This window comes from Streptomyces sp. NPDC006997, assembly GCF_040635175.1.
Classification (GTDB): domain Bacteria; phylum Actinomycetota; class Actinomycetes; order Streptomycetales; family Streptomycetaceae; genus Streptomyces.
On record NZ_JBEYHH010000043.1, the window covers coordinates 1 to 23,908 of the forward strand.

Consider the following 23,908-nt stretch of genomic DNA (forward strand, 5'->3'; position numbering starts at 1 on the left):
CGCCCGGTTACATTCCGAACCCGGAAGCTAAGCCTTACAGCGCCGATGGTACTGCAGGGGGGACCCTGTGGGAGAGTAGGACGCCGCCGAACAATCTTTGGGGAGGACCCCTGGTCACCAGCGTTCAGCTGGGGCCAGGGGTCCTTTCGTTGTTTAATGAATAGCGGTACCGAAGACAGGAGTCACCGATGTCCACCAACTCTCCCGACGACCGACCGGAGCGCGACCCGCGGCGACGGGACGGTGGGGACCGGGGCGGCTTCCGTGGCGGGCCTCGGCGCAGTGGCGGCAGTGGCGACCGGGACCGCGATCGGGGCGGTGACCGTGGTCAGCGTGGTGGGTTCCGGCGCGACGACCGGCCCAGCGCACCGCGGCGTGACGACCGTGACCGGGACCGCGATCGGGGCGGTGACCGCGGGTTCCGGCGTGACGGGGAGCGTCCCCCGTACCGTCGGGACGACCGTCGCGATGACCGCCGTGACGATCGCCGCGATGACCGGCGTGACGACCGCCGTGACGATCGGGGCGGCTTCCGTCGGGACGACCGCGGTGGCTTCCGTCGTGACGATCGAGGCCGGGACGATCGAAGCCGAGATGACCGAGGGCGTGACCGTGGTTTCCGGCGCGACGACCGGGGAGACCGGCCCGAGCGGTCCGACCGTGGCGGCTTCCGGCGTGACGGGGAGCGTCCCACGTACCGCCGAGATGACCGGCGTGACGACCGTCGCGATGATCGGGGCGGCTTCCGTCGGGACGACCGCGGTGGCTTCCGTCGGGACGACCGGCGCGACGACCGCCGTGACAGCGACCGCTCTGGGTTCCGGCGTGATGACGACCGTGGGCCCGCGCGTCGTCCCGAGCGGCGGGGTGACGAGCGTCCCGTGCGAGGCGGGGAGCGTGGCGGGGAACGCGGTGGGTTCCGGCGTGATGACCGCGGGCGTGGGCCTCGGCGCGACGACCGTCCCGGTCGGCCCGGTGGGTTCCGTGGACGGGACGACCGGCGTGACGACCGCCGCGACGACCGGCGTGACGACCGCCGTGGCGGTGGGCGGTTCCGGGACGAGCGGGACCGTGACCGGGAGCCGATCAAGCGGCTGCCGATCCCCGAGGACGTGACCGGGGACGAGATCGACAAGGACGTGCGGCAGGAGCTGCAGAGCCTGCCCAAGACCCTGGCCGAGGACGTCGCGAAGAACCTGGTGATGGTCGCCAGGCTCATCGACGACGACCCCGAGGGCGCCTACGGGTACTCCAGGGTGGCGCTGCGGCTGGCGTCGCGGGTCGCCGCCGTGCGGGAGGCGGCCGGGTTCGCGGCGTACGCCAACCAGAAGTACGCGGAGGCGCTGGCCGAGTTCCGGGCGGCGCGGCGGATGACCGGTGGTGTGGAGCTGTGGCCCCTCATGGCCGACTGCGAGCGTGGGCTCGGGCGGCCGGAGAAGGCGCTCGACATGGCCGGGGCGCCCGAGGTGCACAAGCTGGACAAGGCCGGCCAGGTCGAGATGCGGCTCGTCGCGGCCGGTGCCCGGCGTGACATGGGGCAGCTGGACGCGGCCATCGTGACGCTCCAGAGCCCCGAGCTGGCGTCGAACGCCGTCCAGCCGTGGACCGCGCGGCTGCGGTACGCGTACGCCGACGCGCTGCTTGCGGCCGGGCGGCGTGGTGAGGCGCGGGAGTGGTTCGCGAAGGCCGTGGAGGCCGACCGGGACGGCAGCACGGACGCCTCGGACCGGCTGGCCGAGCTGGACGGCGTGGAGTTCATGGACGCGCTGGACGAGGAGCGGGACGGCCCCTCGGAGGACGGCGGCGCGGCCGACCGGGACTGACCGAGGAGGAAGAAGAGGGGGCGGGGCTCCGGGTGACCGGAACTCCGCCCCCTCTTTAGTTGTGCGCGGTGGGTTCGTTCAACGATCCAACGTGCGCAGCACCAGCCCTGACGCCGGTTTCGGGCCGAACGAGGTCGACTTGCGGGGCATGGTGACGCCCTGGCGGGCGAGGTCGCGTACGACGTCCTCGTGGACGGGGTGCATCAGGACCGCCGTACCGCCGTCGTGTTCGGCCTTGGCGACCGTGGCGGCGGCGTCGTGGATGTAGGCGATGTGGGCGGGGGAGTCCTCGGGGACGTGCCAGACGTGGGCGAGGAGGGTGGCGTGCAGGACCGTGGCGTCCAGGGTGCGCCAGGCGAGGGGGTGGTCGGCGGGGACCGTGCGGGCCAGGAGGTCCGGGTCGGGGCGGTCCACGAGGTGGTAGGCGCCGTCCCCCGCGAGGAGGAAGGCGTTGCCCGCGCGGGTGGCCTCCTCCAGCGCCGTCAGGGCCTCGGGGAGAGAGGTCCGCAGGTGCCGTACGCGGAACAGGGCGTCCAGGGCGGTCAGGGCGTCCCTCACCGGGAGGCCGTGCAGGAGCCGGTGGATGGCGCGCACGCGCAACGGGTAGCGGGCGGTGTCGACGAGGAGGACCAGGCCGTAGTCCCAGGGGCTGGGAGAGGGGTGCTCCGCGCGGAGGCTGCGGTAGGTGGCCCAGCGGTGGTGGCCGTCGGCGATGAGGGCCTGGTGGCGGACGAGGTCGGACTGGACGTCCGTCAGGTCCGCGGCGTCGGTGAGGGCCCACAGGCGGTGGTGGACGCCGTCCTCGGTGGTGGTGGCGAGGAGCGGGGGTTTCTCGGCCGTGCGCTCGATGATCTCGGCGGTGGTGGCCGTCGTATCGTCGCCCCGGTAGGTCAGGAGCAGGGGCTCCAGGTTGGCGGAGGTGGCGCGCATCAGGTCGGCGCGTTCGGCGACGATGTGCGGCATGACGTCCTCGTGGGGGAGGACGAGGCCGTCGGCGGGGTCCGTGACGCGCAGGGCGCCGATGACGCCGCGCTGGAGGGTGCCGTCGGGGGCGCGCTGTTCGTAGACGTAGAGACCGGGTTCGGGGTCGGCGGTCAGGACTCCCTCGGCGACCCAGCGGCGCAGGGTGCTCGCGGCCTGTTCGTCGCGGGCGCCGGGCGTGGTGGCCTGGGGGAGGATCAGGCGGACGATGTTGTGCGGGTCGGCGGACTCCAGGTGGTGCAGACCGTCCGGGCGTACGACGACGTCGTACGGCGGGGACGTCACAGCGGCCAGGCTGCCGACCCGGTCGGGGTCGTAACGCAGACCTCGGAACGGGGTGAGTTCGAGGCCACGGCGCTCCGTTGCTTCCGGGTGACCTGCTGCGTTCATCCCGGCATCGTACGTGTGTCAGTGGGATGCGCGATGATCGGGGGAAAGCGCGAACGGACCGGGATCAGCGAGGAGCGATGTGGTGATGAGCCGGAGCGTCAGGACGAGGCCCGAGGGCAGTGGGCAGGCCCTGAGCGAGGCGTACGACACGGCGCTGCTCGATCTGGACGGGGTGGTGTACGCGGGCGGTCACGCGATTCGGCACGCCGTCGAGTCGCTCGGTGTGGCCCGTGAGGGTGGGATGCACCTGGCGTACGTCACGAACAACGCGCTGCGGACGCCGGACGCGGTGGCCACGCATCTGACCGCGCTCGGGATACCGACGGCGGCGGACGACGTGATCACCTCGGCGCAGGCGGTGGCGCGGCTGATCAGTGAGCAGGTGCCCGCGGGGGCGCGGGTACTGGTGATCGGCGGCGAAGGGCTGCGGGTGGCGCTGCGGGAGCGGGGGCTGGTGCCCGTCGAGTCGGCGGACGACGAACCGGTGGCCGTGGTGCAGGGCTTCGGCGGTCCGGAGCTGCCCTGGGGGCGGTTCGCCGAGGCCTGTTACGCGATCGCGCGCGGGGTGCCGTGGTTCGCGTCCAACACCGACCTGACGATCCCGGGGGCGCGCGGGATCGCGCCGGGGAACGGGGCGGCGGTGGAGGTGGTGCGGATCGCGACCGGCGCCGAGCCGCAGGTCGCGGGGAAGCCGCTGCCGCCGATGCACCGGGAGACGGTCCTGCGCACGGGCGCGGAGCGTCCGCTGGTGGTGGGGGACCGGCTGGACACGGACATCGAGGGGGCGTTCAACGGGGACGTCGACTCGCTGCTGGTGCTGACGGGGGTGACCGACGGGGCGCAGCTCCTCAGGGCAGCGCCGAAGTACCGGCCCACCTATGTCGACGCCGATCTGCGGGGGCTGCTGACCGGGCAGCCGGAGGTGGAACCGGTGGACGGGGGGTTCCGGTGCGGTGGGTGGACCGCCAGGGCGGGTGCCGAGCGGTTGGAGGTCGACGGGGACGGCGGCGCGCTGGACGGGCTGCGGGCGCTCTGCGCGGCGGCGTGGACGGCGGCCGGGGACGGGGTGTGCGAGCTGGACGGGGAGAAGGCGCTGGCGCGGCTGGGGTTCTAGGGCGGGTGCGTGGAGGCTCAGGATCTTGATCAAATGGGAGGGTAGGCTAACCTAACCGCGTGTTGGTTGACAGTCCTTCCGTACAGCGCGTGGAAACCGCCCCCGCGCCCCCGCGCCGCCGGGCGGCGATACGTTCCCTCGGGTTGCTCGTCTCCCTGGCGGTCGTGACGCTCGTCGCGGTGGCCAGCATCGCCATCGGCGCCAAGGAGCTGTCCCTGGAGCAGGTCTGGCACGGCCTGTTCGAGAACTCGGGGACGTACGGCGACGTCGTCGTCGACGAGCGGCTGTCGCGGACCGGGCTCGGGCTGCTCGCCGGTGCGGCGTTCGGGCTGGCGGGGGCGGTGCTCCAGGCGCTGACCCGCAATCCGCTGGCCGACCCGGGACTGCTCGGCATCAACGCGGGCGCGTCCGCCGCCGTCGTCACCGCCATCACCTTCTTCGGCGTCACCAGCCTCAGCGGCTATGTGTGGTTCGCCTTCGTCGGCGCGGCGGCGGTGGGGGCGCTGGTGTGGTTCCTCGGCGGCAGCCGGGGCGCGACGCCGGTACGGCTGGTGCTCGCGGGTACGGCGATCAGCGCCGCGCTCTACGGCTATCTCCAGGCCGTGATGATCATGGACTCGGCGGCGCTCGGCAAGATGCGCTTCTGGACGGTCGGTTCGCTCAGCTCGGCGACCGACCACACCATCCGGCAGGTGCTGCCGTTCCTGCTGGTGGGGGTGGTGCTGGCGCTGGCGCTGGCCCGGCCGCTGAACGCCATGGCCATGGGTGACGACACCGCGCGGGCCCTCGGCGCCAACCTCAACCGCACCCGGGCGCTGGCCATGCTGGCGGCCACCGTGCTGTGCGGGGCGGCCACCGCGGCCTGTGGTCCGATCGTCTTCGTCGGTCTGATGGTCCCGCACGTCGTCCGCTCCTTCACCGGGCCCGACCTGCGCTGGATCCTGCCGTACGCCACGATCCTGTCGCCCGTGCTGCTGCTCGGCGCCGATGTGCTCGGGCGGATCGTGGCGCGGCCCGCGGAGCTCCAGGTCGGCATCGTCACCGCGATCCTCGGCGGGCCGGTCTTCATTCTTCTCGTACGACGGCGGAGGACGGCCCAGCTGTGAAGATCCCACGCGACAGCCGGACCGCACGCGCCAGCCGGACCCCGCGTGCCACCCGTGCCCTGCGCACCCCCGGCGGGCTCTCCGTGCGGGTGGACGCGCGGGTCGTCACCGTCGTCCTCCTGCTGCTCGTCGCCGCGTTCGCCGCGAGTGTGGTGCTCATCGGGACCGGGGACTTCGAGATGTCCGCCGGGGACGTGGTCAGGACGCTGTTCGGCGGCGGCGACACGATGCAGGAGTTCGTCGTCCGGGAGCTGCGGCTGCCCCGGGTCCTGGTCGGGCTGCTGGTCGGGGCCGCGCTCGGGCTCGGCGGGGCGCTGTTCCAGGCCATCTCCCGCAACCCGCTGGGCAGTCCGGACGTACTCGGGCTCGGGCAGGGCGCCACGGCCGGCGCGCTCACCGTGATCGTGCTGATGTCCGGGGACGCCGCCGAGGTCACCGCCGGTGCGCTGATCGGCGGTCTGGTGACCGGTCTCGCCATCTACCTGCTCGCCTGGAAGCGGGGCGTGCACGGGTACCGGCTGGTCCTGGTCGGTATCGGGGTCTCCGCGATCGTCACGGCGGTCAACGGCTATCTCCTCACCAAGGCCGACCTCGTCGACGCCTCCCGCGCGGTGGTGTGGATGACCGGCTCCCTCAACGGCCGGGGCTGGGACCAGGTCCGGCCGTTGCTGGTCCTGTGCGCCGTCCTCGTGCCGCTGGTGCTCGCGGGCGGGCGCGGGCTGCGGATGACGGAGATGGGCGACGACGTCGCATACGCCCTCGGGGTGCGGGTGGAGCGGCTGCGGATGATGCTGCTGCTGGCCGCCGTGCTGCTCGTCGCGACCGCCACCGCCGCCGCCGGACCCGTCGCCTTCGTGGCGCTCACCGCGCCGCAGCTCGCCCGGCGGCTGACCCGCTCGCCGGGGCCCAACCTGGTGGCCTCCCTGTGCATGGGCGCCACCCTCCTGGTCACCGCCGACTGGGCCTCGCAGCGGCTGTTCGGCGCCGACCAGCTGCCCGTGGGCGTGGTCACCGGAGTGCTCGGCGGCGGCTACCTGCTGTGGCTCCTCGTCACCGAGCGCCGGGCGGGGCGGATATGAGCACCCGGCCGCAGACGAGCACCGGGCCGCAGACGAGCACCGGGCCGCGCCGCGGCGCCGACCGTGAGCCGAACAACCCCAGGAGCACCGTGAACCGCCTGTCCGCACAGAACGTCACCCTCGCCTACGACCAGCGGGTCATCGCCGAGCGGCTGTCGGTGGAGATACCCGACCACTCCTTCACGGTGATCGTCGGCCCGAACGCGTGCGGCAAGTCGACCCTGCTGCGGGCGCTGTCGCGGATGCTCAAGCCGAACGAGGGCCGGGTGCTGCTCGACGGGCAGGCCATCCAGTCGCTGCCCGCCAAGAAGGTCGCCCGCACCCTCGGCCTGCTGCCGCAGTCGTCCGTCGCGCCCGACGGCATCACCGTCGCCGACCTGGTGGGCCGCGGCCGGTACCCGCACCAGGGCATCCTGCGCCAGTGGTCCGCCGAGGACGAGCGGGTCGTCCAGGAGTCCATGCGGCAGACCGGCGTCGCGGAACTGGCGGACCGGTACGTCGACGAGCTGTCCGGCGGGCAGCGGCAGCGCGTGTGGATCGCCATGGCGCTCGCCCAGCAGACGCCGCTGCTGCTGCTCGACGAGCCGACGACGTACCTCGACATCCAGCACCAGATCGACGTACTGGACCTGTGCGCGGAGCTGCACGAGGAGCAGGGGCGCACCCTGGTCGCCGTACTGCACGACCTGAACCACGCGGCCCGCTACGCCACGCACCTGATCGCGCTGCGCGACGGGCAGGTCATCGCGCAGGGCGCGCCCGGCGACATCGTCACCGCGGAGCTGGTGGAGGAGGTCTTCGGGCTCGGCTGCCAGGTCATCGACTGCCCCGAGACGGGCACGCCGCTGGTGGTGCCCGCCGCGCGGAAGGTCAGGGCGACCCGGAAGACCGTCGGGAAGGCGGGGGCTACAGCAGCTTCCTGAGGTGGAACAGGTCCCGCAGGCCCGCCTCCAGCCTCACCCGGCCCGAGCCCCAGGCGCGGGCGAAGTGCAGCTCGCCGTCGACCAGCGCCAGCAGGTCGTCGCCGGTCAGCGCCAGCCGGATCTGCGCCTTCTCGCGGGGCGTGCCCGGCACGGTGTCGTGGACCTCGATCCCGCCGCCGGCCATCCGGCCCACGAAGGTGACGTCGAGGTCCTTGACGTGGCAGCTCACCGAGCGGTCCAGGAGAGCCGCCTCGCGGACGTGCCCCTCGGCGCCCCGCATGTTCTCCGAGAGCTTGTCGAGTGCCGCGCGGCACTCCTCGATCGTGGCCATCGCGACCGACGGTACCGCAGCGGTTCGAGGTAGCGTCTGGACATGCACGAACCCTCTCCCCAGGAGGCGGCGGCCGGGCCGGAGGCCCCCGTGGCCGACCCCGCCGCGCCCGCGCCCGTGGACGTCCCCCGCGACCCCACCGGCAACGCAGACGTCGACGCCCGGCTGGCGCGGCTGGCCGACGCCGACCACCTCGCCACGGACGGCCACGTCGAGGTGTACGAGGATGTGCACCGGGGGCTGCGCGACACGCTCACCGCGCTGGACGCCCGCCCCGGGCCCGCGGCGCCCCCGTCGACGTGACCCAGGCACACACAGGCACGAGGAGCTGAACCGAACGTGGCAGGAGTCGTACGCCGCCGTCTCGACGCGGAGCTGGTCCGCCGCAAGCTCGCGCGCTCGCGCGAGCACGCCAGCCAGCTGATCGCCGCCGGGCGGGTCAGCGTCGGCAGGACGGTGGCGACCAAGCCCGCCACCCAGGTGGAGACCGCCGCCGCGATCGTCGTCGCGGCCGACGACGGCGATCCCGAGTACGTCTCCCGGGGCGGCCACAAGCTCGCGGGCGCGCTCGCGGCGTTCGGGCCGCGCGGGCTGGTCGTCGCGGGGCGGCGGGCGCTGGACGCCGGTGCGTCCACCGGGGGCTTCACCGACGTGCTGCTGCGCGCCGGGGCCGCGCACGTCGTCGCCGTGGACGTCGGGTACGGCCAGCTCGCCTGGACGCTCCAGAGCGATGAACGCGTCACCGTCAAGGACCGTACGAACGTACGCGAGTTGACGCTTGAGGCGATCGATGGGGAGCCTGTGGATCTTGTCGTGGGGGATCTGTCCTTCATCCCGCTCGGGCTGGTACTGCCCGCCCTGGCGCGGTGCGTGACGCCGGACGCCGACCTGGTGATGATGGTCAAGCCGCAGTTCGAGGTGGGCAAGGAGCGCCTCGGCAGCGGCGGTGTGGTGCGCAGCCCGGAGCTGCGGGCCGAGGCCGTGCGCGGGGTCGCCGGGCGGGCCTGGGAGCTGGGGCTCGGGGTGCGGGGGGTCACGGCGAGCCCGCTGCCGGGGCCCTCGGGCAACGTCGAGTACTTTCTGTGGCTGCGGGCCGGAGCCGACCGACTGGACCCGGCCGACGTCGACCGTGCAGTTGCGGAGGGGCCACGTTGACATCGAACACCGCTCGTACAGTTTTCCTCCTCGCCCACACCGGCCGCCCGGCCGCCATCCGCAGCGCGGAGCTGGTGGTGAAGGGGCTGCTGCGGTCCGGGATCGGCGTCCGGGTGCTGGAGGCGGAGGCGGCGGACCTGCCGCTGCCGGACACCGTGCGGCTCGTCAGGGAGGCCACCCCGCAGTGCCTGGACGGCTGCGAGCTGCTGATCGTCCTCGGCGGTGACGGCACCCTGCTGCGCGGCGCGGAGTTCGCGCGGGCGTCCGGGGTGCCGATGCTCGGCGTCAACCTCGGGCGCGTCGGGTTCCTCGCCGAGGCCGAGCGGGACGACCTGGACAAGGTCGTCGACCGCGTCGTCAGCAGGGCGTACGAGGTCGAGGAGCGGATGACCGTCGACGTCGTCGTGCACCGCAACGGCGACATCGTGCACACCGACTGGGCGCTGAACGAGGCGGCCGTGCAGAAGGTGTCCGCCGAGCGGATGCTGGAGGTCGTCCTGGAGATCGACGGGCGGCCGGTGACCGGGTTCGGCTGCGACGGGATCGTCTGCGCGACGCCCACCGGGTCGACGGCGTACGCGTTCTCCGCGGGCGGTCCTGTGGTGTGGCCGGAGGTGGAGGCGCTGCTGATGGTGCCGATCAGCGCCCACGCGCTGTTCGCCAAGCCGCTGGTGACGTCGCCGGACTCGGTGCTGGCGGTGGAGGTGCTGCCGCACGTCCCGCCGGGGGTGCTGTGGTGTGACGGGCGGCGGACGGTGGAGCTGCCGCCCGGGGCGCGGGTGGAGGTGCGGCGGGGGGCGGTACCGGTCCGCTTGGCGCGGTTGCACCACGCGTCGTTCACCGACCGGCTGGTGGCCAAGTTCGCGTTGCCGGTTTCCGGGTGGCGAGGGGCTCCTCACTAGCGGTTCGCGGGGGGTGGTTCCGGTGCGTCGGCGGGTGCGGGTCGGTCGGGGCTTGTCGCGCGGTTCCCGGCGCCCCCGGAGGGCCGTCCACCCACGTGGGTGACAAGGGCCGGTCGCACTCGGAGGCTCCGACCTCGTAAGGTCGTGTCCGTGCTTGAGGAGATGCGGATACGGTCACTTGGTGTCATCGATGACGCGGTCGTCGAGCTGTCGCCCGGTTTCACGGCCGTCACGGGTGAGACCGGGGCGGGCAAGACCATGGTGGTCACCAGTCTGGGGCTGCTGCTGGGCGGCCGGGCGGACGCGGCGCTGGTGCGGATCGGGGCCAGGAACGCCGTCGTCGAGGGGCGGATCGCCGTACCCGAGGACGCGGCGGCGGCCGTACGCGCGGAGGAGGCCGGGGCCGAGCTGGACGACGGGACGCTGCTCATCAGCCGTACCGTTTCCGCGGAGGGGCGCTCACGGGCGCACCTGGGCGGGCGCAGCGTGCCCGTCGGCGTCCTCGCGGAGCTGGCCGACGAGCTGGTGGCCGTGCACGGGCAGACCGACCAGCAGGGGCTGCTGAAGCAGTCCCGGCAGCGGCAGGCGCTGGACCGGTACGCCGGGTACACGGTGGCCGTGCCGCTCGGCAAGTACACCGAGGCGTACCGGCGGCTGCGGGCGGTCTCCACGGAGCTGGCGGAGATCACCACGCGCGCGCGTGAGCGGGCCCAGGAGGCCGACCTGCTGCGCTACGGCCTCGACGAGATCGCCGCCGTGGAACCGCGCGCCGGTGAGGACGTCGAGCTGGCGGAGGAGGCCGAGCGGCTCGGGCACGCGGAGGCGCTGGCGTCCGCCGCGACGGCCGCGCACGCCGCTCTCGCGGGCAACCCGGAGGACCCCGAGGGTGTCGACGCCTCGACGCTCGTCGCGGGCGCCCACCGGGCGCTGGAGGCCGTACGGTCCCACGACCCGGCGCTGGCGGCGCTCGCCGACCGGATCGGGGAGGTCGGGATCCTGCTCGGCGACGTCGCCGGGGAACTGGCCGGGTACGCCGACGACCTGGACGCCGACCCGCTGCGGCTGGCGGCGGTGGAGGAGCGGCGGGCGGCGCTGACGGCGCTGACCCGGAAGTACGGCGAGAACGTCGACACCGCCGCCGTGCTGGCGTGGGCCGAGAACAGTGCCGCGCGGCTGACCGAACTCGACGGCGACGACGAGCGCATCGGTGAGCTGACCGCCGAGCGGGACGCGCTCCGTACCGAGCTGGGCGGTCTCGCGCAGACCCTGACCGACGCCCGTACGGAGGCCGCCGAGCGGTTCGCCGCCGCGGTGACCGCCGAGCTGGCGTCGCTGGCGATGCCCCACGCGCGCGTGTCCTTCGAGATCCGGCAGACCGAGGACCCCGAGGGCGTCGAGGTCGGCGGCCGTGCGGTGGCGTACGGGCCGTCGGGCGCCGACGAGGTCGAGCTGCTGCTCGCGCCGCATCCGGGGGCGCCGCCGCGGCCGATCGCCAAGGGCGCGTCCGGCGGTGAGCTGTCGCGCGTGATGCTCGCCGTAGAGGTGGTGTTCGCGGGCACGGACCCGGTGCCGACGTACCTCTTCGACGAGGTGGACGCGGGCGTCGGCGGCAAGGCCGCGGTGGAGATCGGTCGGCGTCTCGCCCGGCTGGCGAAGTCGGCGCAGGTCGTGGTGGTGACGCACCTGCCGCAGGTGGCGGCCTTCGCGGACCGGCAGTTGCTGGTGGAGAAGACCAACGACGGGTCCGTGACCCGGTCCGGCGTGAAGGTCCTGGAGGGCGAGGAGCGGATCCGGGAGCTGTCGCGGATGCTGGCCGGGCAGGAGGACTCCGAGACGGCCCGGGCGCACGCGGAGGAACTGCTGGCGACGGCACGGGCCGAGGTGTGACGGGGCGCGTCCGCTGGCGAGTCGTACACACGTGTCTCCCCCTCACTCGTGTGGGTGACGCGACTCGGATGAGGGCGAGAAGCAGGTGCCCCCGGCGTTGTGGCCGGGGGCGGTTGTCCTGGCATCCTTGGCGGGGTGCGCGCGCCTCGCGCGGTGCCGTTCCCCCGTCCGATCCTTCTGTACGTTTCCCCGTGACCGTCTGTCGCCGAACCAGGAGCCCCGGCCGCGTGAGCCTCGTGACCAGCCACTCACCGCACGGCCAGTCGTCGCTGCGCACCGTGCAGGTGCTGGGCGGGGGCAGCGTGGCCAGCAGCGCGCACGTGCGGTCGCTGGCGGCCGGACTGGTGGCAAGGGGCGTGCGGGTCACGGTGTGCGCCCCCGTCGAGGCCGAACGTGCCTACGACTTCACGGGCGTCGGCGCCGAACACGTGCACATCCCGCGCAGCAGCGACCCGGCGTCGGTGGCGGCGCTGCGGACGGTCTGCTCGGACGCCGACCTGGTGCACGCGCACGGGCTGCACGCCTCCTTCCGCACCGTGCTGGCGCTCGGCGGGCGCCACACCCCGTTCGTCGTCACCTGGCACAACCGGGCGCACGCCGAGGGCGCGCGGGCGCATCTGCTGCGGATGCTGGAGCGGCGGGTGGTGCGGGCGGCCACCCTGGTCCTCGGGACCACCTCCGACCTGGTGGACCGGGCCCGCCGCGGCGGGGCCCGGGACGCCCGGCTCGGCGCGGTCGCCCTGCCCGGCCGCCGCGCGGGCGAGCCGGAGGACCCCGACCGGCTGCCGCCCAAGATCCTCGCCGAACTCGGCGCGCTGGGCCGCCCGTTGCTCGTCACCGTCGGCTCCCTCGACCCGCACCGCGGGTACGACGTCCTGCTGGACGCCGCGCGGGTCTGGCGCGGCCTCGACCCCGTGCCGCTGGTGGTGATCGCGGGGGAGGGGCCGCTGCGGGCGGAGTTGCAGCGCCGGATCGACAACGAAGCGCTGCCGGTGCGGCTGGTCGGGCGCCGGGACGACGCGGGCGAGCTGCTCGCGGCGGCCGACGTGGCGCTGCTGACCAGCCGGTGGGAGTCGCGGTCCGTCCTCGCCCAAGAGGCCCTCCACGCGTGCGTGCCGCTCGTCGCGACCCGCGTGGGCGGGGTGCCCGACCTGGTCGGCGACGCCGCCGAACTGGTCCCGTACGGCGACTCCGCGGCCCTCGCCGACACCGTCGTCCGGCTCCTCGGCGATCCGGCGCGGCGCGAGCGGTTGGCGCGCCGGGGCGTCGAACAGGCGGCGACCTGGCCGACCGAGGAGGAGACGATCGCCCAGGTGCTCAGCGTGTACGACGAGTTGACGCAGCCGAGGCCGCTGACCTGAGAGGTGCTCAGGCGCCGCGGTCCACATGGCGACGGGCGCGCAGGGCCAGGCTCAGGGTCAGGACCGTCTGCGGGTCGTCGAGGTCGGTCCCCAGCAGTTCGCCGATGCGGGCGAGCCGGTTGTAGAGCGTCTGCCGGTTCAGGTGCAGTTCGCGGGCCGTCTCCGCCTTGCGGCCCGCGGTGCCGAGGTAGGTCTCCAGGGTCGGCAGCAGCGGCGGCCGGGAGCGGCGGTCGTGGTCGCGTAGCGGTCCGATGGCGCGCTCGACGAAGGCCGCCAGGTCGGGGTGGTCGCGCAGCCGCCACAGCAGCAGGTCGATGTCCAGGCGCCGGGCGTCGTACCAGGGCCGGTCGGGGAGCCCCTCGGCCGCCGTCGCCGTCTCCGCGGCGTGCCGCAGCCCCGCCGAGGCCGCAGCCCAGTCCCCGGCCGGTCCGACGACCACGACCGGCGGGCGGGCGCCGGGCCGCTGCGTCCCGGCCCGCTCCACACCCGCCCGCAGCGCCGCCGCCACCTTGTCGGCGACCGCCGTGCGCTCCGTCTCGGCGCGCAGCCCGAGCAGCACCGGCACCCGCCCCTCCACCGGCCGCACCCCCAGCAGCACCGGCGCCCCCACCGCCGCCAGCTCCTCGGCGACCGCACGCGCGAGCACGGCCCAGCCGCCGCCGGGTGACAGTGCCCCGCCGAGGCGCATCACCACCGGCAGCAGCGGGCCGTCGCCGGGCTTGAAGCCGAGGACGCGGGCCTGCGCGGGAGCGTCCGCCGCGGTGATCCGGCCTTCCGCGAGGTCGGTGAGGAAGTCCCCGCGCCCACGCGCGGCCAGCTCCTCCTCCTGGCGGGCCTGCATCAGCACCACCGCCAGGATGCCCGCGGCCCGCTCGGCGGCGATGCGGTGCACCGGCGCGAGCGGCGCGCGCACCGGCAGCAGCACCAGACGGGCCCGCACCGAGCCCGTCGTACCGGGACCGGGGCCGCCGCCCGGCACGTCCACCAGCACCGAACCGGCGGGCGGCGGGGTGTCCTTGTGCGGGCCCCGCAGCCCCTCCCACACCTGGAGCGGGTCGGCGCCCTCGGGCCCGGACCCGGCGGCGTACAGGAGCTGGCCGTCGGCGGTCTCCAGGAACACCGGGTTGGCGCAGAAGTCGGCCAGGATGCCGAGGACCTGGGGGATGCCGCCGCCGCCGAGCAGCGCGCCGGTGCAGCGCCGGTGCACCTCCTCCGCGCGTTGCAGCAGCGCGTAGTGGCCGTTGACGATCTCGGTGTGGATCTCCTCCGTGACGGTCACGAAGGGCACCTCGCGGTGCAGCTGGACCAGCGGCAGCCCGGCCGCGCGCGCCGTCTCCACGAGGGGGGCGGGCAGCCGGGCGAACCGCGGGCCCAGTTCGACGACGAGGGCCGCGATGCCGCGCTCGGCGAGGGTACGCACGAACGCGCGCTGCTCGGCGGGGCGGGTGCCGAGGCCGTAGCCGGTGGTCAGCAGCAGTTCGCCGCCCTTGAGCAGTGAGGCGATGTTCGGCACCTCGCCCGCGTGCACCCAGCGCACGGTCCGGTCGAGCCGCTCGGCGCCCGCGAGGACCTCCGGCAGCCCGCTGCGCAGTCCGGGCAGCTCCAGCGCCCGCCGCACGGTGATCCCGGCGTCGTGCGCGCCCTGACGGTCGTATCCCGGCTCCATACCGCGGACGCTACCCGCGCCCCGTCCCCGTCCTGACCACGGGCCCTCAGGCCGGGCGGATGTTGTGGTTGAAGCGGAAGACGTTGTCCGGGTCGTAGCGGCGTTTCACGGCGGCCAGCCGGGCGGTGTTCTCCGGGCCGAGGCCGGCCGTCACGCGGTCGGCGCCCTCGTCGCCGATGAAGTTGAGGTACACCGCGCCGGTGGCCCAGGGACCCGTGTGGGCGCGGACGCCGCGGACCCAGCGCACACAGCGCTCGTCGTCGGCGGGGTCCGACCAGATGCCGAACGGGTGGACCGCCCAGGGGGCGTCCCGGTAGGGGACGGGGTACTCGGCGGGGCCGTCGGCGATCGCGCCGCCCTGCGGCAGCAGGATCTGCTGGCTGCCGGTGGGCACGGGCAGGGTCTCGGCGTCGGCGCAGAAGACGTCCACCAGCTCGTCGGGCAGGCCGGTGACGTACTCCGCCGACCAGTAGTTCCGCTGGCCGGGCGGATCGTCGATCATGCACTGCACGTCCGCGTACGGCATCGCGCCCACGACCTCCGCCTCGTGCGGCAGCGCCAGCAGCGGTTCGGCGACCTTGCGCAGGTCCCGCTCCCCGCCGACGTACGTGACCAGCGCGAGGCAGGCCAGCCTCCCCACCAGGGACGGCGGTACGAACTCCTCCGGCGGGCCGGTGACGTACAGGACCGCGCCGCTCGCCTCGGTGGGGGCGTGCGCGATCAGCTCGCGGTACGCGCGGACCACCTCGGGGCCGCGCTCCGGCAGGTACAGCAGCAGGGCGATGGCGAACTCGGGCAGTTCGTGCAGTTTCAGGGTGAGCGCGGTGGCGACGCCGAAGTTGCCGCCGCCGCCGTGCAGCGCCCAGAACAGCTCCGGGTTCTCGTCGGCGCTGGCGTGGGTGCGGGTGCCGTCGGCGGTGACCAGTTCGACGCCGAGCAGGTTGTCGACGGCGAAGCCGCACCAGCGGTCGAGCCAGCCCGTGCCGCCGCCCAGGACGAAGCCGCCGACGCCGGTGGTCGACGCCCGCCCGCCGGTGGTGGCCAGGGCGTACGGCTGGGTGGCGCGGTCCAGGTGGCTCATCGTGGCGCCGCCCTCGACGCGCACCGCCTCCGCGCCGGGGTGGACGGTCACCCCGTGCATCCGGCGCAGGTCGACCACCAGCCCGGCGTCGTTCACCGCCGTGCCCGCCACGCTGTGCCCGCCGCCGCGCACGGCGATGTTCAGGTCCAGCTCCCGCCCGAACCGCACCGCCCGCACCACGTCGTCCTCGTCGGCGCACTGGGCGATGACGGCGGGCCGCCGGTCGATCATGGCGTTGAAGACGGTCCGGGCGTCGTCGTAGCCCGCGTCCCCCGGGGCGAACACCTCGCCGGAGAGTTCCTCGCGCAGCGCGGCGAGAGCCGCGCCCGCCTTCGAAGGGGAAGCCATGGCCGCCGCCCCCTTCCCGGGGGAGAAGAGAAGGTCCTCCTCCAGGCTAGGCAGCGGCGGCCCGCCCCGCGCGGTCAGCCGCCGTAGGCGCCGGAGGCCGTCAGACGCAGGGCCGTGTCGATGAGCGGCACGTGACTGAACGCCTGCGGGAAGTTGCCGACCTGGCGTTGCAGGCGCGGGTCCCACTCCTCGGCGAGCAGGCCCAGGTCGTTGCGGAGGGCGAGCAGCTTCTCGAAGAGCCTGCGGGCCTCGTCGACGCGGCCGATCATCGCCAGGTCGTCGGCCATCCAGAACGAGCAGGCGAGGAACGCGCCCTCGTCGCCGGGAAGGCCGTCGACGCCCGCGTTCTCGCCGTCGGTGGGGTAGCGCAGGATGAAGCCGTCCGAGGTGGACAGTTCGCGCTGGATGGCCTCGATGGTGCCGATGACCCGCTTGTCGTCCGGCGGCAGGAAGCCCATCTGCGGGATCAGCAGCAGCGAGGCGTCCAGCTCCCGGGAGCCGTAGGACTGCGTGAAGGTGTTGCGTTCCTTGTCGTAGCCCTTCTCGCAGACGTCGTGGTGGATGTCGTCGCGCAGTTCCTTCCAGCGCTCCAGCGGGCCGTCCGCGTCGCCGGACTCGATCAGCTTGATGGTGCGGTCCACCGCGACCCAGGCCATCACCTTGGAGTGCACGAAGTGGCGGCGCGGGCCGCGCACCTCCCAGATGCCCTCGTCCGGCTCCTGCCAGTGGTCCTCCAGGTAGCGGATCAGCTTCAGCTGGAGCAGGGCGGCGTAGTCGTTGCGGGCCAGACCGGTCATGTGGGCCAGGTGCAGGGCCTCGGTGACCTCGCCGTAGACGTCGAGCTGGAGCTGGTGCGCGGCGCCGTTGCCGACCCGGACGGGGGCGGAGTTCTCGTAGCCGGGCAGCCAGTCCAGCTCGGCCTCGCCCAGCTCGCGCTCGCCCGCGATGCCGTACATGATCTGGAGGTTCTCCGGGTCGCCCGCGACGGACCGCAGCAGCCACTCGCGCCAGGCGCGGGCCTCCTCGCGGTAGCCGGTGCGCAGCAGCGAGGAGAGGGTGATCGCGGCGTCGCGCAGCCAGGTGTAGCGGTAGTCCCAGTTGCGCACCCCGCCGAGCTCCTCCGGCAGGGAGGTGGTGGGAGCCGCGACGATGCCGCCGGTGGGGGCGTACGTCAGCGCCTTCAGCGTGATCAGGGAGCGGATCACGGCCTCCCGGTAGGGGCCGTGGTACGTGCAGTGCTCGACCCACTCGCGCCAGAAGTCCTCGGTCGCCTCCAGCGACTGCTCCGGCTCCGGCAGCGGCGGCGGCTCCCGGTGCGACGACTGCCAGGAGATGGTGAACGCGATCCGGTCGCCCGGGGCGACGGTGAAGTCCGCGTACGTCGTCAGGGACTTGCCGTAGGTCTCGGCGGTGGTGTCGAACCAGACCGAGTCCGGGCCCGCCACCGCGACCGTACGGCCCTCGTGCTTGTGCACCCAGGGCACGACCCGCCCGTAGGAGAACCGCATCCGCAGCGCGGAGCGCATCGGCACCCGGCCGGAGACGCCCTCGACGATCCGGACCAGCTGCGGGGCGCCGTCACGCGGGGGCATGAAGTCGGTCACCCGGACCGTGCCGCGCGGGGTGTCCCACTCGGACTCCAGGATCAGCGAGTCACCGCGGTAGCCGCGCCGGGCGGCTCTGGGCGGCGCCGCGTCCGACGGGTGCGCCGGGCCGATCCGCCAGAAGCCGTGCTCCTCGGTGCCCAACAGACCGGCGAAGATGGCATGGGAGTCGAAACGGGGCAGGCACAGCCAGTCCACTGTGCCGTCCCGGCAGACCAGCGCGGCGGTCTGCATGTCTCCGATGAGTGCGTAATCTTCGATGCGCCCGGCCACGTGCAACTCCAGTCGAACGGCCACGTCGCCCCAGTCGGGGGCTGTCGCTGATGCGGTCAAGGGGTCGTTGTAATGCGTCGTTGAGATTTACTGCACAACAGTCGAGTCGCCCTACAGCGAAAGGACAATTGTCGCTCAACGGACTGACGAGCTCTCGTTGTTCCGGGGCTAACGGACGGGGGTGGTGCCGTTCGGCCGGCGGGCTCGGCAGCGAGTGTCCGAGCAGGATACGACGCAGGTTGATGATCCGCGTGCCGCTCCGGGCAACGTGACTGCGCCGAACGGGTGATCGCCGGGTGAGAATCGGGTGAGTGGTACGTGTCCGTGCCCGCGCGTGCGCACAGCGTGGCCGGGAGCCATCCCCTCCGGGCGCTGATACGCTGGTAGCCCGTGGACCGGTGGACGCCCCCGACGGTGCTGCGACCGACGCAGCAGCTGGGGTCCCCCGACGCCGCACCCTCAGATCGCGACCACGGGAGCCCCGTCTTGGCCATGCCGCCCAAATCCACGACGACCAAGCACATCTTCGTCACCGGGGGTGTCGCCTCCTCGCTCGGCAAGGGTCTCACCGCCTCCAGCCTCGGCATGTTGCTCAAGGCGCGCGGACTGCGCGTCGTCATGCAGAAGCTCGACCCGTACATCAACGTCGACCCGGGCACGATGAACCCCTTCCAGCACGGTGAGGTGTTCGTCACCAACGACGGCTGTGAGACCGATCTCGACATCGGCCACTACGAGCGGTTCCTCGACCGCGATCTGGACGGCTCCGCCAACGTCACCACCGGCCAGGTGTACTCCACTGTCATCGCCAAGGAGCGGCGCGGCGAGTACCTGGGCGACACCGTGCAGGTCATCCCGCACATCACCAACGAGATCAAGCACCGCATCCGCCGCATGGCGACGGACGAGGTGGACGTCGTGATCACCGAGGTCGGCGGCACGGTCGGCGACATCGAGTCGCTGCCGTTCCTGGAGACGGTCCGCCAGGTGCGGCACGAGGTCGGCCGGGACAACGTCTTCGTGGTGCACATCTCGCTGCTGCCCTACATCGGCCCCTCCGGCGAGCTGAAGACCAAGCCGACCCAGCACTCGGTGGCCGCGCTGCGCAACATCGGCATCCAGCCGGACGCGATCGTGCTGCGCTGCGACCGCGAGGTGCCGACCGCGATCAAGCGGAAGATCTCCCTGATGTGCGACGTCGACGAGGCGGCCGTGGTGGCCTGCCCGGACGCCCCGTCCATCTACGACATCCCGAAGACCGTCCACTCCGAGGGCCTGGACGCCTACGCCGTCCGCAAGCTGGACCTGCCGTTCCGCGACGTGGACTGGACGACCTGGGACGACCTGCTGGACCGCGTGCACCGGCCCGAGCACGAGATCACCATGGCGCTGGTCGGCAAGTACATCGACCTGCCCGACGCCTATCTGTCGGTGACCGAGGCGCTGCGCGCGGGCGGCTTCGCCAACCGGACCCGCGTCAAGATCAAGTGGGTCACCTCCGACGACTGCCGCACCCCCGCCGGTGCTCAGGCGCAGCTCGCGGACGTGGACGCCATCTGCATCCCCGGCGGCTTCGGCGACCGCGGTGTCTCGGGCAAGGTCGGCGCCATCCAGTACGCCCGCGAGCACCGCATCCCGCTGCTCGGCCTCTGCCTGGGACTGCAGTGCATCGTGATCGAGGCCGCGCGCAACCTCGCCGGGATCGCCGACGCCAACTCCACCGAGTTCGACCCGGCCACCTCCCACCCGGTCATCTCCACCATGGCCGAGCAACTGGACATCGTTGCCGGGGAGGGCGACATGGGCGGCACCATGCGGCTCGGCATGTACCCGGCGAAGCTGGCCGAGGGCTCCATCGTGCGCGAGGTGTACGACGGCAAGGAGTACGTCGAGGAGCGGCACCGGCACCGGTACGAGGTGAACAACACCTACCGCGCGGAGCTGGAGAAGAAGGCGGGCATCCTGTTCTCCGGCACCTCCCCGGACGGCAAGCTCGTCGAGTACGTGGAGTACCCGCGCGACGTCCACCCCTACCTGGTCGCCACGCAGGCCCACCCGGAGCTGCGCTCCCGCCCGACCCGCCCGCACCCGCTGTTCGCGGGGCTGGTCAAGGCGGCGGTCGAGCGGAAGACGGCGAACTAGCACGACGGTTGTACGGTGGCCGGGGCGCCCGCTGAACAGCGACTGCGCCCCGGCTTTTCTCGTCCATGTGGTGTGGGAGGACAGGGCATGACGATCAAGGACACCCCCGAGGAGTGGGAGGTCCGGGCCACGGAGACCCCCTTCGTGGGCAACAAGACCTCCGTCCGCACGGACGAGGTGGTCATGCCGGACGGCAGCGTGGTGCGCCGCGACTACCAGGTCCACCCCGGCTCGGTGGCCGTCCTCGCCCTCGACGACGCCGACCGGGTGCTGGTGCTGCGGCAGTACCGGCACCCCGTGCGCCAGAAGCTGTGGGAGATCCCGGCCGGGCTGCTCGACGTCCCCGGCGAGAACCCGCTGCACGCCGCCCAGCGCGAGCTGTACGAGGAGGCGCACGTCAAGGCCGAGGACTGGCGGGTGCTGACCGACGTCTACACCACGCCCGGCGGCTGCGACGAGGCCATCCGGATCTTCCTCGCCCGCGGTCTGTCCGACGCCGAGGGCGTGCGCTTCGAGGCCGAGCACGAGGAGCTGGACCTGGAGCTCGCGCGGGTGCCCCTCACGGAACTGGTCCGCGGGGCGCTGGCGGGGGAGTTGCACAACAACTGCCTCGTGGTCGGCGCGATGGCGCTGGTCGCGGCCCGCGCGGACGCCGGGCTGGACGCGCTGCGGCCGGCGGAGGCGCCGTGGCCTGCGCGTCCGTTCGACGCCTGAGGGAGCCTGACGGTTGTGGGATCCGGCCCCGAGGCCCGAGGGCTGTGGGGCCTGCGCGGGCTTCGGCGGGTGTGGGCCTGGGTGTGCCCGTGGGTGCGGGTGTGAGCGGCCTCGGCGGTCCCGGGCCTGGGGGTGCGCGCCGAGAGTCGTGGGTCAGGGCGGGCTGTGACAGCCGCGGGCTTGAGTGGGCCTGGACAGCCGCGCGGGCTGCGGCGGGTGTGGGCCCGCGTGTGCCCGTGGGTGCGGGTGTGAGCGGCCTCGGCGGTCCCGGGCCTGGGGGTGCGCGCCGAGAGTCGCGGGTCAGGGCGGGCTGTGACAGCCGCGGGCTTGAGTGGGCCTGGACAGCCGCGCGGGCTGCGGCGGGTGTGGGTCCGCGTGTGCCCGTGGGTGCGGGTGTGAGCGGCCTCGGCGGTCCCGGGCCTGGGGGTGCGCGCCGAGAGTCGTGGGTCAGGGCGGGCTGTGACAGCCGCGGGCTTGAGTGGGCCTGGACAGCCGCGCGGGCTGCGGCGGGTGTGGGTCCGCGTGTGCCCCTGGGCGCGGGTGTGAGCGGCCTCGGCGGTCCCGGGTGTGGGGTGTGCCGAGAGTCGTGGGTCACGGCGGGCCCGGCCAGCCGCGTGCCCGGCCAGCCGCGGGCCTGAGCGCACGCCGACAGCGCAGTCCCGCCGGGTTCCGACAGCCGTGGCTCCGACCGGCCCCCGACAGCCGTGGTCCCGAGTGGGTCACCGCACCCCCGGTGTGACGATCGCCTGATCCGATCGGGGGACGTCCCCGCCCCGCTCTCCGCGGATCGTCACAGGGCCTGAACTAGGCTCTGAGCACGCCCGAACCGGAGTCCCGGCGGGCTTTGCGCGTGCGTGGAACGGGAGCGTGGCCCGTGACGGATCAGGCGGTGGACACAGGCGGCGTCGAGCTGTCGGAACCCGCGTCGGCTCGGAGCCGGTTCCTGGGCCGCACACGGGAGTTGAAGGAACTGCGCGCCGACATCGAGCGCGCCGGACTGGACACCCTCGCCGGACGGAAGGCCCCCCGCGCGCGCGTGCTGCTCATCGCGGGCCGCCCCGGATCCGGCCGTACGGCGCTCGCCCGCGAGCTGGTGCGGCAGGTCGCCGACCGCTACCCGGACGGGGTGCTGCGCGCCCGGCTCAGCGAGCCCGACGGCACCCCGGTGCCGACCGAGACCGCCGCCCGGGAACTGCTCACCGCCCTGGACCTGCCCGCTCCCGCCGGTGCCGCCGCGGACGATCTCAGCGGCGCCCTGCGTGAGGCGCTCGCGGACCGCCGGGTGATCCTGCTGCTGGACGACGCGGCCACCGCCCAGCAGGTCGACGACCTGCTCCCGGACACCGCCGACTGCCTCGCCGTCGTCGTCGCCCAGGGCCCGCTCACCGGCATCTCCGACGTCCGCCCGTGCACCCTGGGCGGCCTCGACACCAAGTCGGCGGTGGAGCTGCTGTCCCGCTACACCGGCTCGGTCCGCGTCACCGTCGACCCGCGCGCGGCCGAGGGCCTGGTGGAGGTCTGCCAGGGCCAGCCCGCCGCGCTGACGCTGGCCGGGGGCTGGCTGGCCGCCCGCCCCCAGGCCGCCGTCGCCGACCTCGCCAAGCAGCTGCGCGCCGAGGGCGGCGACACGACGCCGCTGAGCCGGGTCTTCGGGCTCGTCCACCGCACCCTGCCGGGCGCCGCCGCGCGGACCCTGCGGCTGCTCGCCCTCGCCCCCGCCGGGCTCGTCGACCCGCAGACCGCCTCCGCGCTCGCCGGGTGCTCCGTCGACGGCGCCCGCACCACCCTCGACGACCTCACCGCCATGGGGCTGCTGCGGACGGTGGACTCGCCGCTGCCGCAGTACGAGGTGCCCGGCTGCCTGCACCCCCTGCTGCGCGCCCTGACCGAGACCCGGGACCGCCCGGCCGAGCTGACCCTGGCCCGCGCCCGGATGCTGGAGCGCACGGTACGGCTGCTCCAGTCCTGCCGGGCCATCACCGAGACCGACAGCCCGCAGGCCCGCGAGAAGCTGCTCGGGATGCCGCGCGCGCTGCGGTTCCCCAGCCCTCGGGCCGCCGCCGACTGGCTGGCCCTGCGGCGGCCCGCCCTGCTGGCCTCCGCCCGGCTCGCGGTCGCCGACGGCGAGCTGGACACCCTTGCCCGGCGGCTGCTGTCCCAGCTGGTGCGGGCGATGGTCGCGCACTACGGCACCCAGGCCGCGGCGGCCGACCTGTACGGCGTCCACGGCCTGGTCCTGGACGTGGCCGAGCGCCGGAACCTGCCCCGGGAGCGGGCGGCGGCGCTGCTGAACCTGGGCGACCTGGACGCCCGTACCGGCCGTACCGCCGACGCGCTGGCCCGCTACCGGGCCGCGCTGGCCGCCGGGCGCGAGGCGAACGACCCGTATGCGACCGGCCGCGCGATGGAATCCGTAGGCGGCGCGTACCTGGAGCTGGCGGACTACGACCGGGCCGCCGACTGGTTCGGCCGGGCCCTCGCCGAACGGCTGGCTCGCGACGAGCGCGCCGACGCCGCGCGGCTGTACGGCCGTACCGCCGCCGCCCACACCTACGCGGGCCGGTACGGCGACGCGCAGCGTGACTGGCGGGCCGCCGCGGTCTTCCTGCGCAGGCTGGGCGACGTGGCCGGACACGCCCGCGCGCTCAGCGAGTTGGCGCGGGTGCAGGAGTACGCGGGGCGGCCCGAGGAGTCGCTGCACACCTGCCAGGAGGCCCTGGACTGGGCCCGCCGCGCCGACGACGCGCGGCTCCAGGCGGCGCTGCACCTGCGCGTCGCGGACACCCTCGACCACCTCGGCGACCCCACGGCCGCCGGGCTGCACCGCGGCGCCGCGGAGCGGATGCTGAAGGAGGAGCCCGCGGAGGGTGATACCTCGGACCCAGCCCCGGAACAAGGCGCTAACGCCTGCGAAATCCGCAGTGCACCCGCTGAAGATTGATGCAATGAAAGGCTAGACAGCGAGAACGCCTTCATTAAACTGGCTCTGCCGCACGTTCTCCTGCGGTGTCTCCCGGTGTGCCCTGAA

Annotated in this window: 18 protein-coding genes and 1 rRNA gene; 14 read left to right on the forward strand and 5 right to left on the reverse strand. The window is 73.8% G+C overall.

The features are described from left to right. Nucleotides 1–92, forward strand: a 5S ribosomal RNA gene (rrf, locus tag ABZ659_RS30855); the annotation flags it as partial. 1,002 nt (nt 93–1,094) lie between these two features. Further along, nucleotides 1,095–1,823, forward strand: coding sequence for a hypothetical protein (locus ABZ659_RS30860; RefSeq protein ID WP_360226589.1), 729 nt, complete (start codon nt 1,095–1,097; stop codon nt 1,821–1,823). Nucleotides 1,824–1,901: 78 nt separating this feature from the next. On the opposite strand, the gene ABZ659_RS30865 is transcribed toward ABZ659_RS30860, so the two are convergent. Continuing rightward, the gene (locus ABZ659_RS30865; RefSeq protein ID WP_360226451.1) at nt 1,902–3,194 is read right to left on the reverse strand and encodes a DUF1015 domain-containing protein; all 1,293 of its coding nucleotides are present in this window, start codon (nt 3,192–3,194) and stop codon (nt 1,902–1,904) included. Between the two features lie 85 nt (nt 3,195–3,279). Between ABZ659_RS30865 and ABZ659_RS30870 the strand changes: the two genes are divergently transcribed. The 4 genes from ABZ659_RS30870 to ABZ659_RS30885 are packed head-to-tail and all read left to right on the forward strand — an operon-like array spanning nt 3,280 to nt 7,416. Next, nucleotides 3,280–4,308 (forward strand): HAD hydrolase-like protein, encoded by a 1,029-nt coding sequence (locus ABZ659_RS30870; RefSeq protein WP_360226454.1) that lies wholly within the window; start codon nt 3,280–3,282, stop codon nt 4,306–4,308. A gap of 59 nt (nt 4,309–4,367) precedes the next feature. Continuing rightward, nucleotides 4,368–5,414 carry an iron chelate uptake ABC transporter family permease subunit gene (locus tag ABZ659_RS30875; RefSeq protein ID WP_360226457.1) on the forward strand — a complete coding sequence of 349 codons (1,047 nt, stop codon included), beginning with the start codon at nt 4,368–4,370 and terminating at the stop codon, nt 5,412–5,414. Further along, nucleotides 5,411–6,493, forward strand: coding sequence for an iron chelate uptake ABC transporter family permease subunit (locus tag ABZ659_RS30880; protein ID WP_360226460.1), 1,083 nt, complete (start codon nt 5,411–5,413; stop codon nt 6,491–6,493). The genes ABZ659_RS30875 and ABZ659_RS30880 overlap by 4 nt, the downstream gene beginning before the upstream one ends. Further along, nucleotides 6,454–7,416 (forward strand): ABC transporter ATP-binding protein, encoded by a 963-nt coding sequence (locus tag ABZ659_RS30885; RefSeq protein WP_360226463.1) that lies wholly within the window; start codon nt 6,454–6,456, stop codon nt 7,414–7,416. Before ABZ659_RS30880 ends, ABZ659_RS30885 begins: the two co-directional genes overlap by 40 nt. Here ABZ659_RS30885 and ABZ659_RS30890 read toward each other — a convergent pair. After that, complete coding sequence (locus ABZ659_RS30890; RefSeq protein ID WP_360226466.1) at nt 7,400–7,747, reverse strand: sterol-binding protein; 348 nt, start codon at nt 7,745–7,747, stop codon at nt 7,400–7,402. The two genes, ABZ659_RS30885 and ABZ659_RS30890, sit on opposite strands and share 17 nt — an antisense overlap. A 42-nt stretch (nt 7,748–7,789) precedes the next feature. Between ABZ659_RS30890 and ABZ659_RS30895 the strand changes: the two genes are divergently transcribed. The 5 genes from ABZ659_RS30895 (at nt 7,790) to ABZ659_RS30915 (ending at nt 13,052) form a co-directional block, all read left to right on the forward strand. Further along, nucleotides 7,790–8,050, forward strand: a complete 261-nt coding sequence (locus ABZ659_RS30895; protein WP_360226469.1) for a hypothetical protein — start codon at nt 7,790–7,792, stop codon at nt 8,048–8,050. A 36-nt stretch (nt 8,051–8,086) separates the two neighbouring features. Further along, nucleotides 8,087–8,902 (forward strand): TlyA family RNA methyltransferase, encoded by an 816-nt coding sequence (locus ABZ659_RS30900; RefSeq protein WP_360226472.1) that lies wholly within the window; start codon nt 8,087–8,089, stop codon nt 8,900–8,902. Continuing rightward, the gene (locus ABZ659_RS30905) at nt 8,899–9,804 is read left to right on the forward strand and encodes an NAD kinase (RefSeq protein ID WP_360226475.1); all 906 of its coding nucleotides are present in this window, start codon (nt 8,899–8,901) and stop codon (nt 9,802–9,804) included. The genes ABZ659_RS30900 and ABZ659_RS30905 overlap by 4 nt, the downstream gene beginning before the upstream one ends. A 162-nt stretch (nt 9,805–9,966) precedes the next feature. Continuing rightward, complete coding sequence (recN, locus tag ABZ659_RS30910) at nt 9,967–11,691, forward strand: DNA repair protein RecN (protein ID WP_360226592.1); 1,725 nt, start codon at nt 9,967–9,969, stop codon at nt 11,689–11,691. Between the two features lie 227 nt (nt 11,692–11,918). After that, on the forward strand, nt 11,919–13,052 hold the full coding sequence (locus ABZ659_RS30915) for a glycosyltransferase family 4 protein (protein WP_360226478.1): 1,134 nt from the start codon (nt 11,919–11,921) through the stop codon (nt 13,050–13,052). Between the two features lie 7 nt (nt 13,053–13,059). On the opposite strand, the gene ABZ659_RS30920 is transcribed toward ABZ659_RS30915, so the two are convergent. The 3 genes from ABZ659_RS30920 to ABZ659_RS30930 all read right to left on the reverse strand — a co-directional run bounded on the left by ABZ659_RS30920 (nt 13,060) and on the right by ABZ659_RS30930 (nt 18,024). Beyond that, nucleotides 13,060–14,718, reverse strand: a complete 1,659-nt coding sequence (locus ABZ659_RS30920; protein ID WP_360226481.1) for a PucR family transcriptional regulator — start codon at nt 14,716–14,718, stop codon at nt 13,060–13,062. A 46-nt stretch (nt 14,719–14,764) separates the two neighbouring features. Beyond that, nucleotides 14,765–16,147, reverse strand: coding sequence for an FAD-binding oxidoreductase (locus ABZ659_RS30925; RefSeq protein ID WP_360226484.1), 1,383 nt, complete (start codon nt 16,145–16,147; stop codon nt 14,765–14,767). Between the two features lie 74 nt (nt 16,148–16,221). Next, on the reverse strand, nt 16,222–18,024 hold the full coding sequence (locus ABZ659_RS30930) for a glycoside hydrolase family 15 protein (RefSeq protein WP_360226595.1): 1,803 nt from the start codon (nt 18,022–18,024) through the stop codon (nt 16,222–16,224). Nucleotides 18,025–18,516: 492 nt separating this feature from the next. Here ABZ659_RS30930 and ABZ659_RS30935 point away from each other — a divergent pair, with 492 nt between their 5' ends. From ABZ659_RS30935 to ABZ659_RS30945, 3 genes are all read left to right on the forward strand, one after another. Beyond that, entirely contained in the window at nt 18,517–20,166 is a 1,650-nt protein-coding gene (locus ABZ659_RS30935; protein WP_360226487.1) for a CTP synthase, read from the forward strand. Between the two features lie 87 nt (nt 20,167–20,253). Next, nucleotides 20,254–20,880 carry an NUDIX hydrolase gene (locus ABZ659_RS30940; RefSeq protein ID WP_360226490.1) on the forward strand — a complete coding sequence of 209 codons (627 nt, stop codon included), beginning with the start codon at nt 20,254–20,256 and terminating at the stop codon, nt 20,878–20,880. A gap of 874 nt (nt 20,881–21,754) precedes the next feature. After that, nucleotides 21,755–23,821, forward strand: a complete 2,067-nt coding sequence (locus ABZ659_RS30945; RefSeq protein ID WP_360226493.1) for a tetratricopeptide repeat protein — start codon at nt 21,755–21,757, stop codon at nt 23,819–23,821. Nucleotides 23,822–23,908 lie beyond the last annotated feature (87 nt).

Bases quoted from the DNA above. Each gene is read 5' to 3' on its own strand.
- ABZ659_RS30865 (WP_360226451.1), bottom strand. From the start codon at position 3,194: ATGAACGCAGCAGGTCACCCGGAAGCAACGGAGCGCCGTGGCCTCGAA.
- ABZ659_RS30870 (WP_360226454.1), top strand. From the start codon at position 3,280: ATGAGCCGGAGCGTCAGGACGAGGCCCGAGGGCAGTGGGCAGGCCCTG.
- ABZ659_RS30890 (WP_360226466.1), bottom strand. From the start codon at position 7,747: ATGGCCACGATCGAGGAGTGCCGCGCGGCACTCGACAAGCTCTCGGAG.
- ABZ659_RS30895 (WP_360226469.1), top strand. From the start codon at position 7,790: ATGCACGAACCCTCTCCCCAGGAGGCGGCGGCCGGGCCGGAGGCCCCC.
- recN (WP_360226592.1), top strand. From the start codon at position 9,967: ATGCGGATACGGTCACTTGGTGTCATCGATGACGCGGTCGTCGAGCTG.
- ABZ659_RS30920 (WP_360226481.1), bottom strand. From the start codon at position 14,718: ATGGAGCCGGGATACGACCGTCAGGGCGCGCACGACGCCGGGATCACC.
- ABZ659_RS30925 (WP_360226484.1), bottom strand. From the start codon at position 16,147: ATGGCTTCCCCTTCGAAGGCGGGCGCGGCTCTCGCCGCGCTGCGCGAG.
- ABZ659_RS30935 (WP_360226487.1), top strand. From the start codon at position 18,517: ATGCCGCCCAAATCCACGACGACCAAGCACATCTTCGTCACCGGGGGT.
- ABZ659_RS30940 (WP_360226490.1), top strand. From the start codon at position 20,254: ATGACGATCAAGGACACCCCCGAGGAGTGGGAGGTCCGGGCCACGGAG.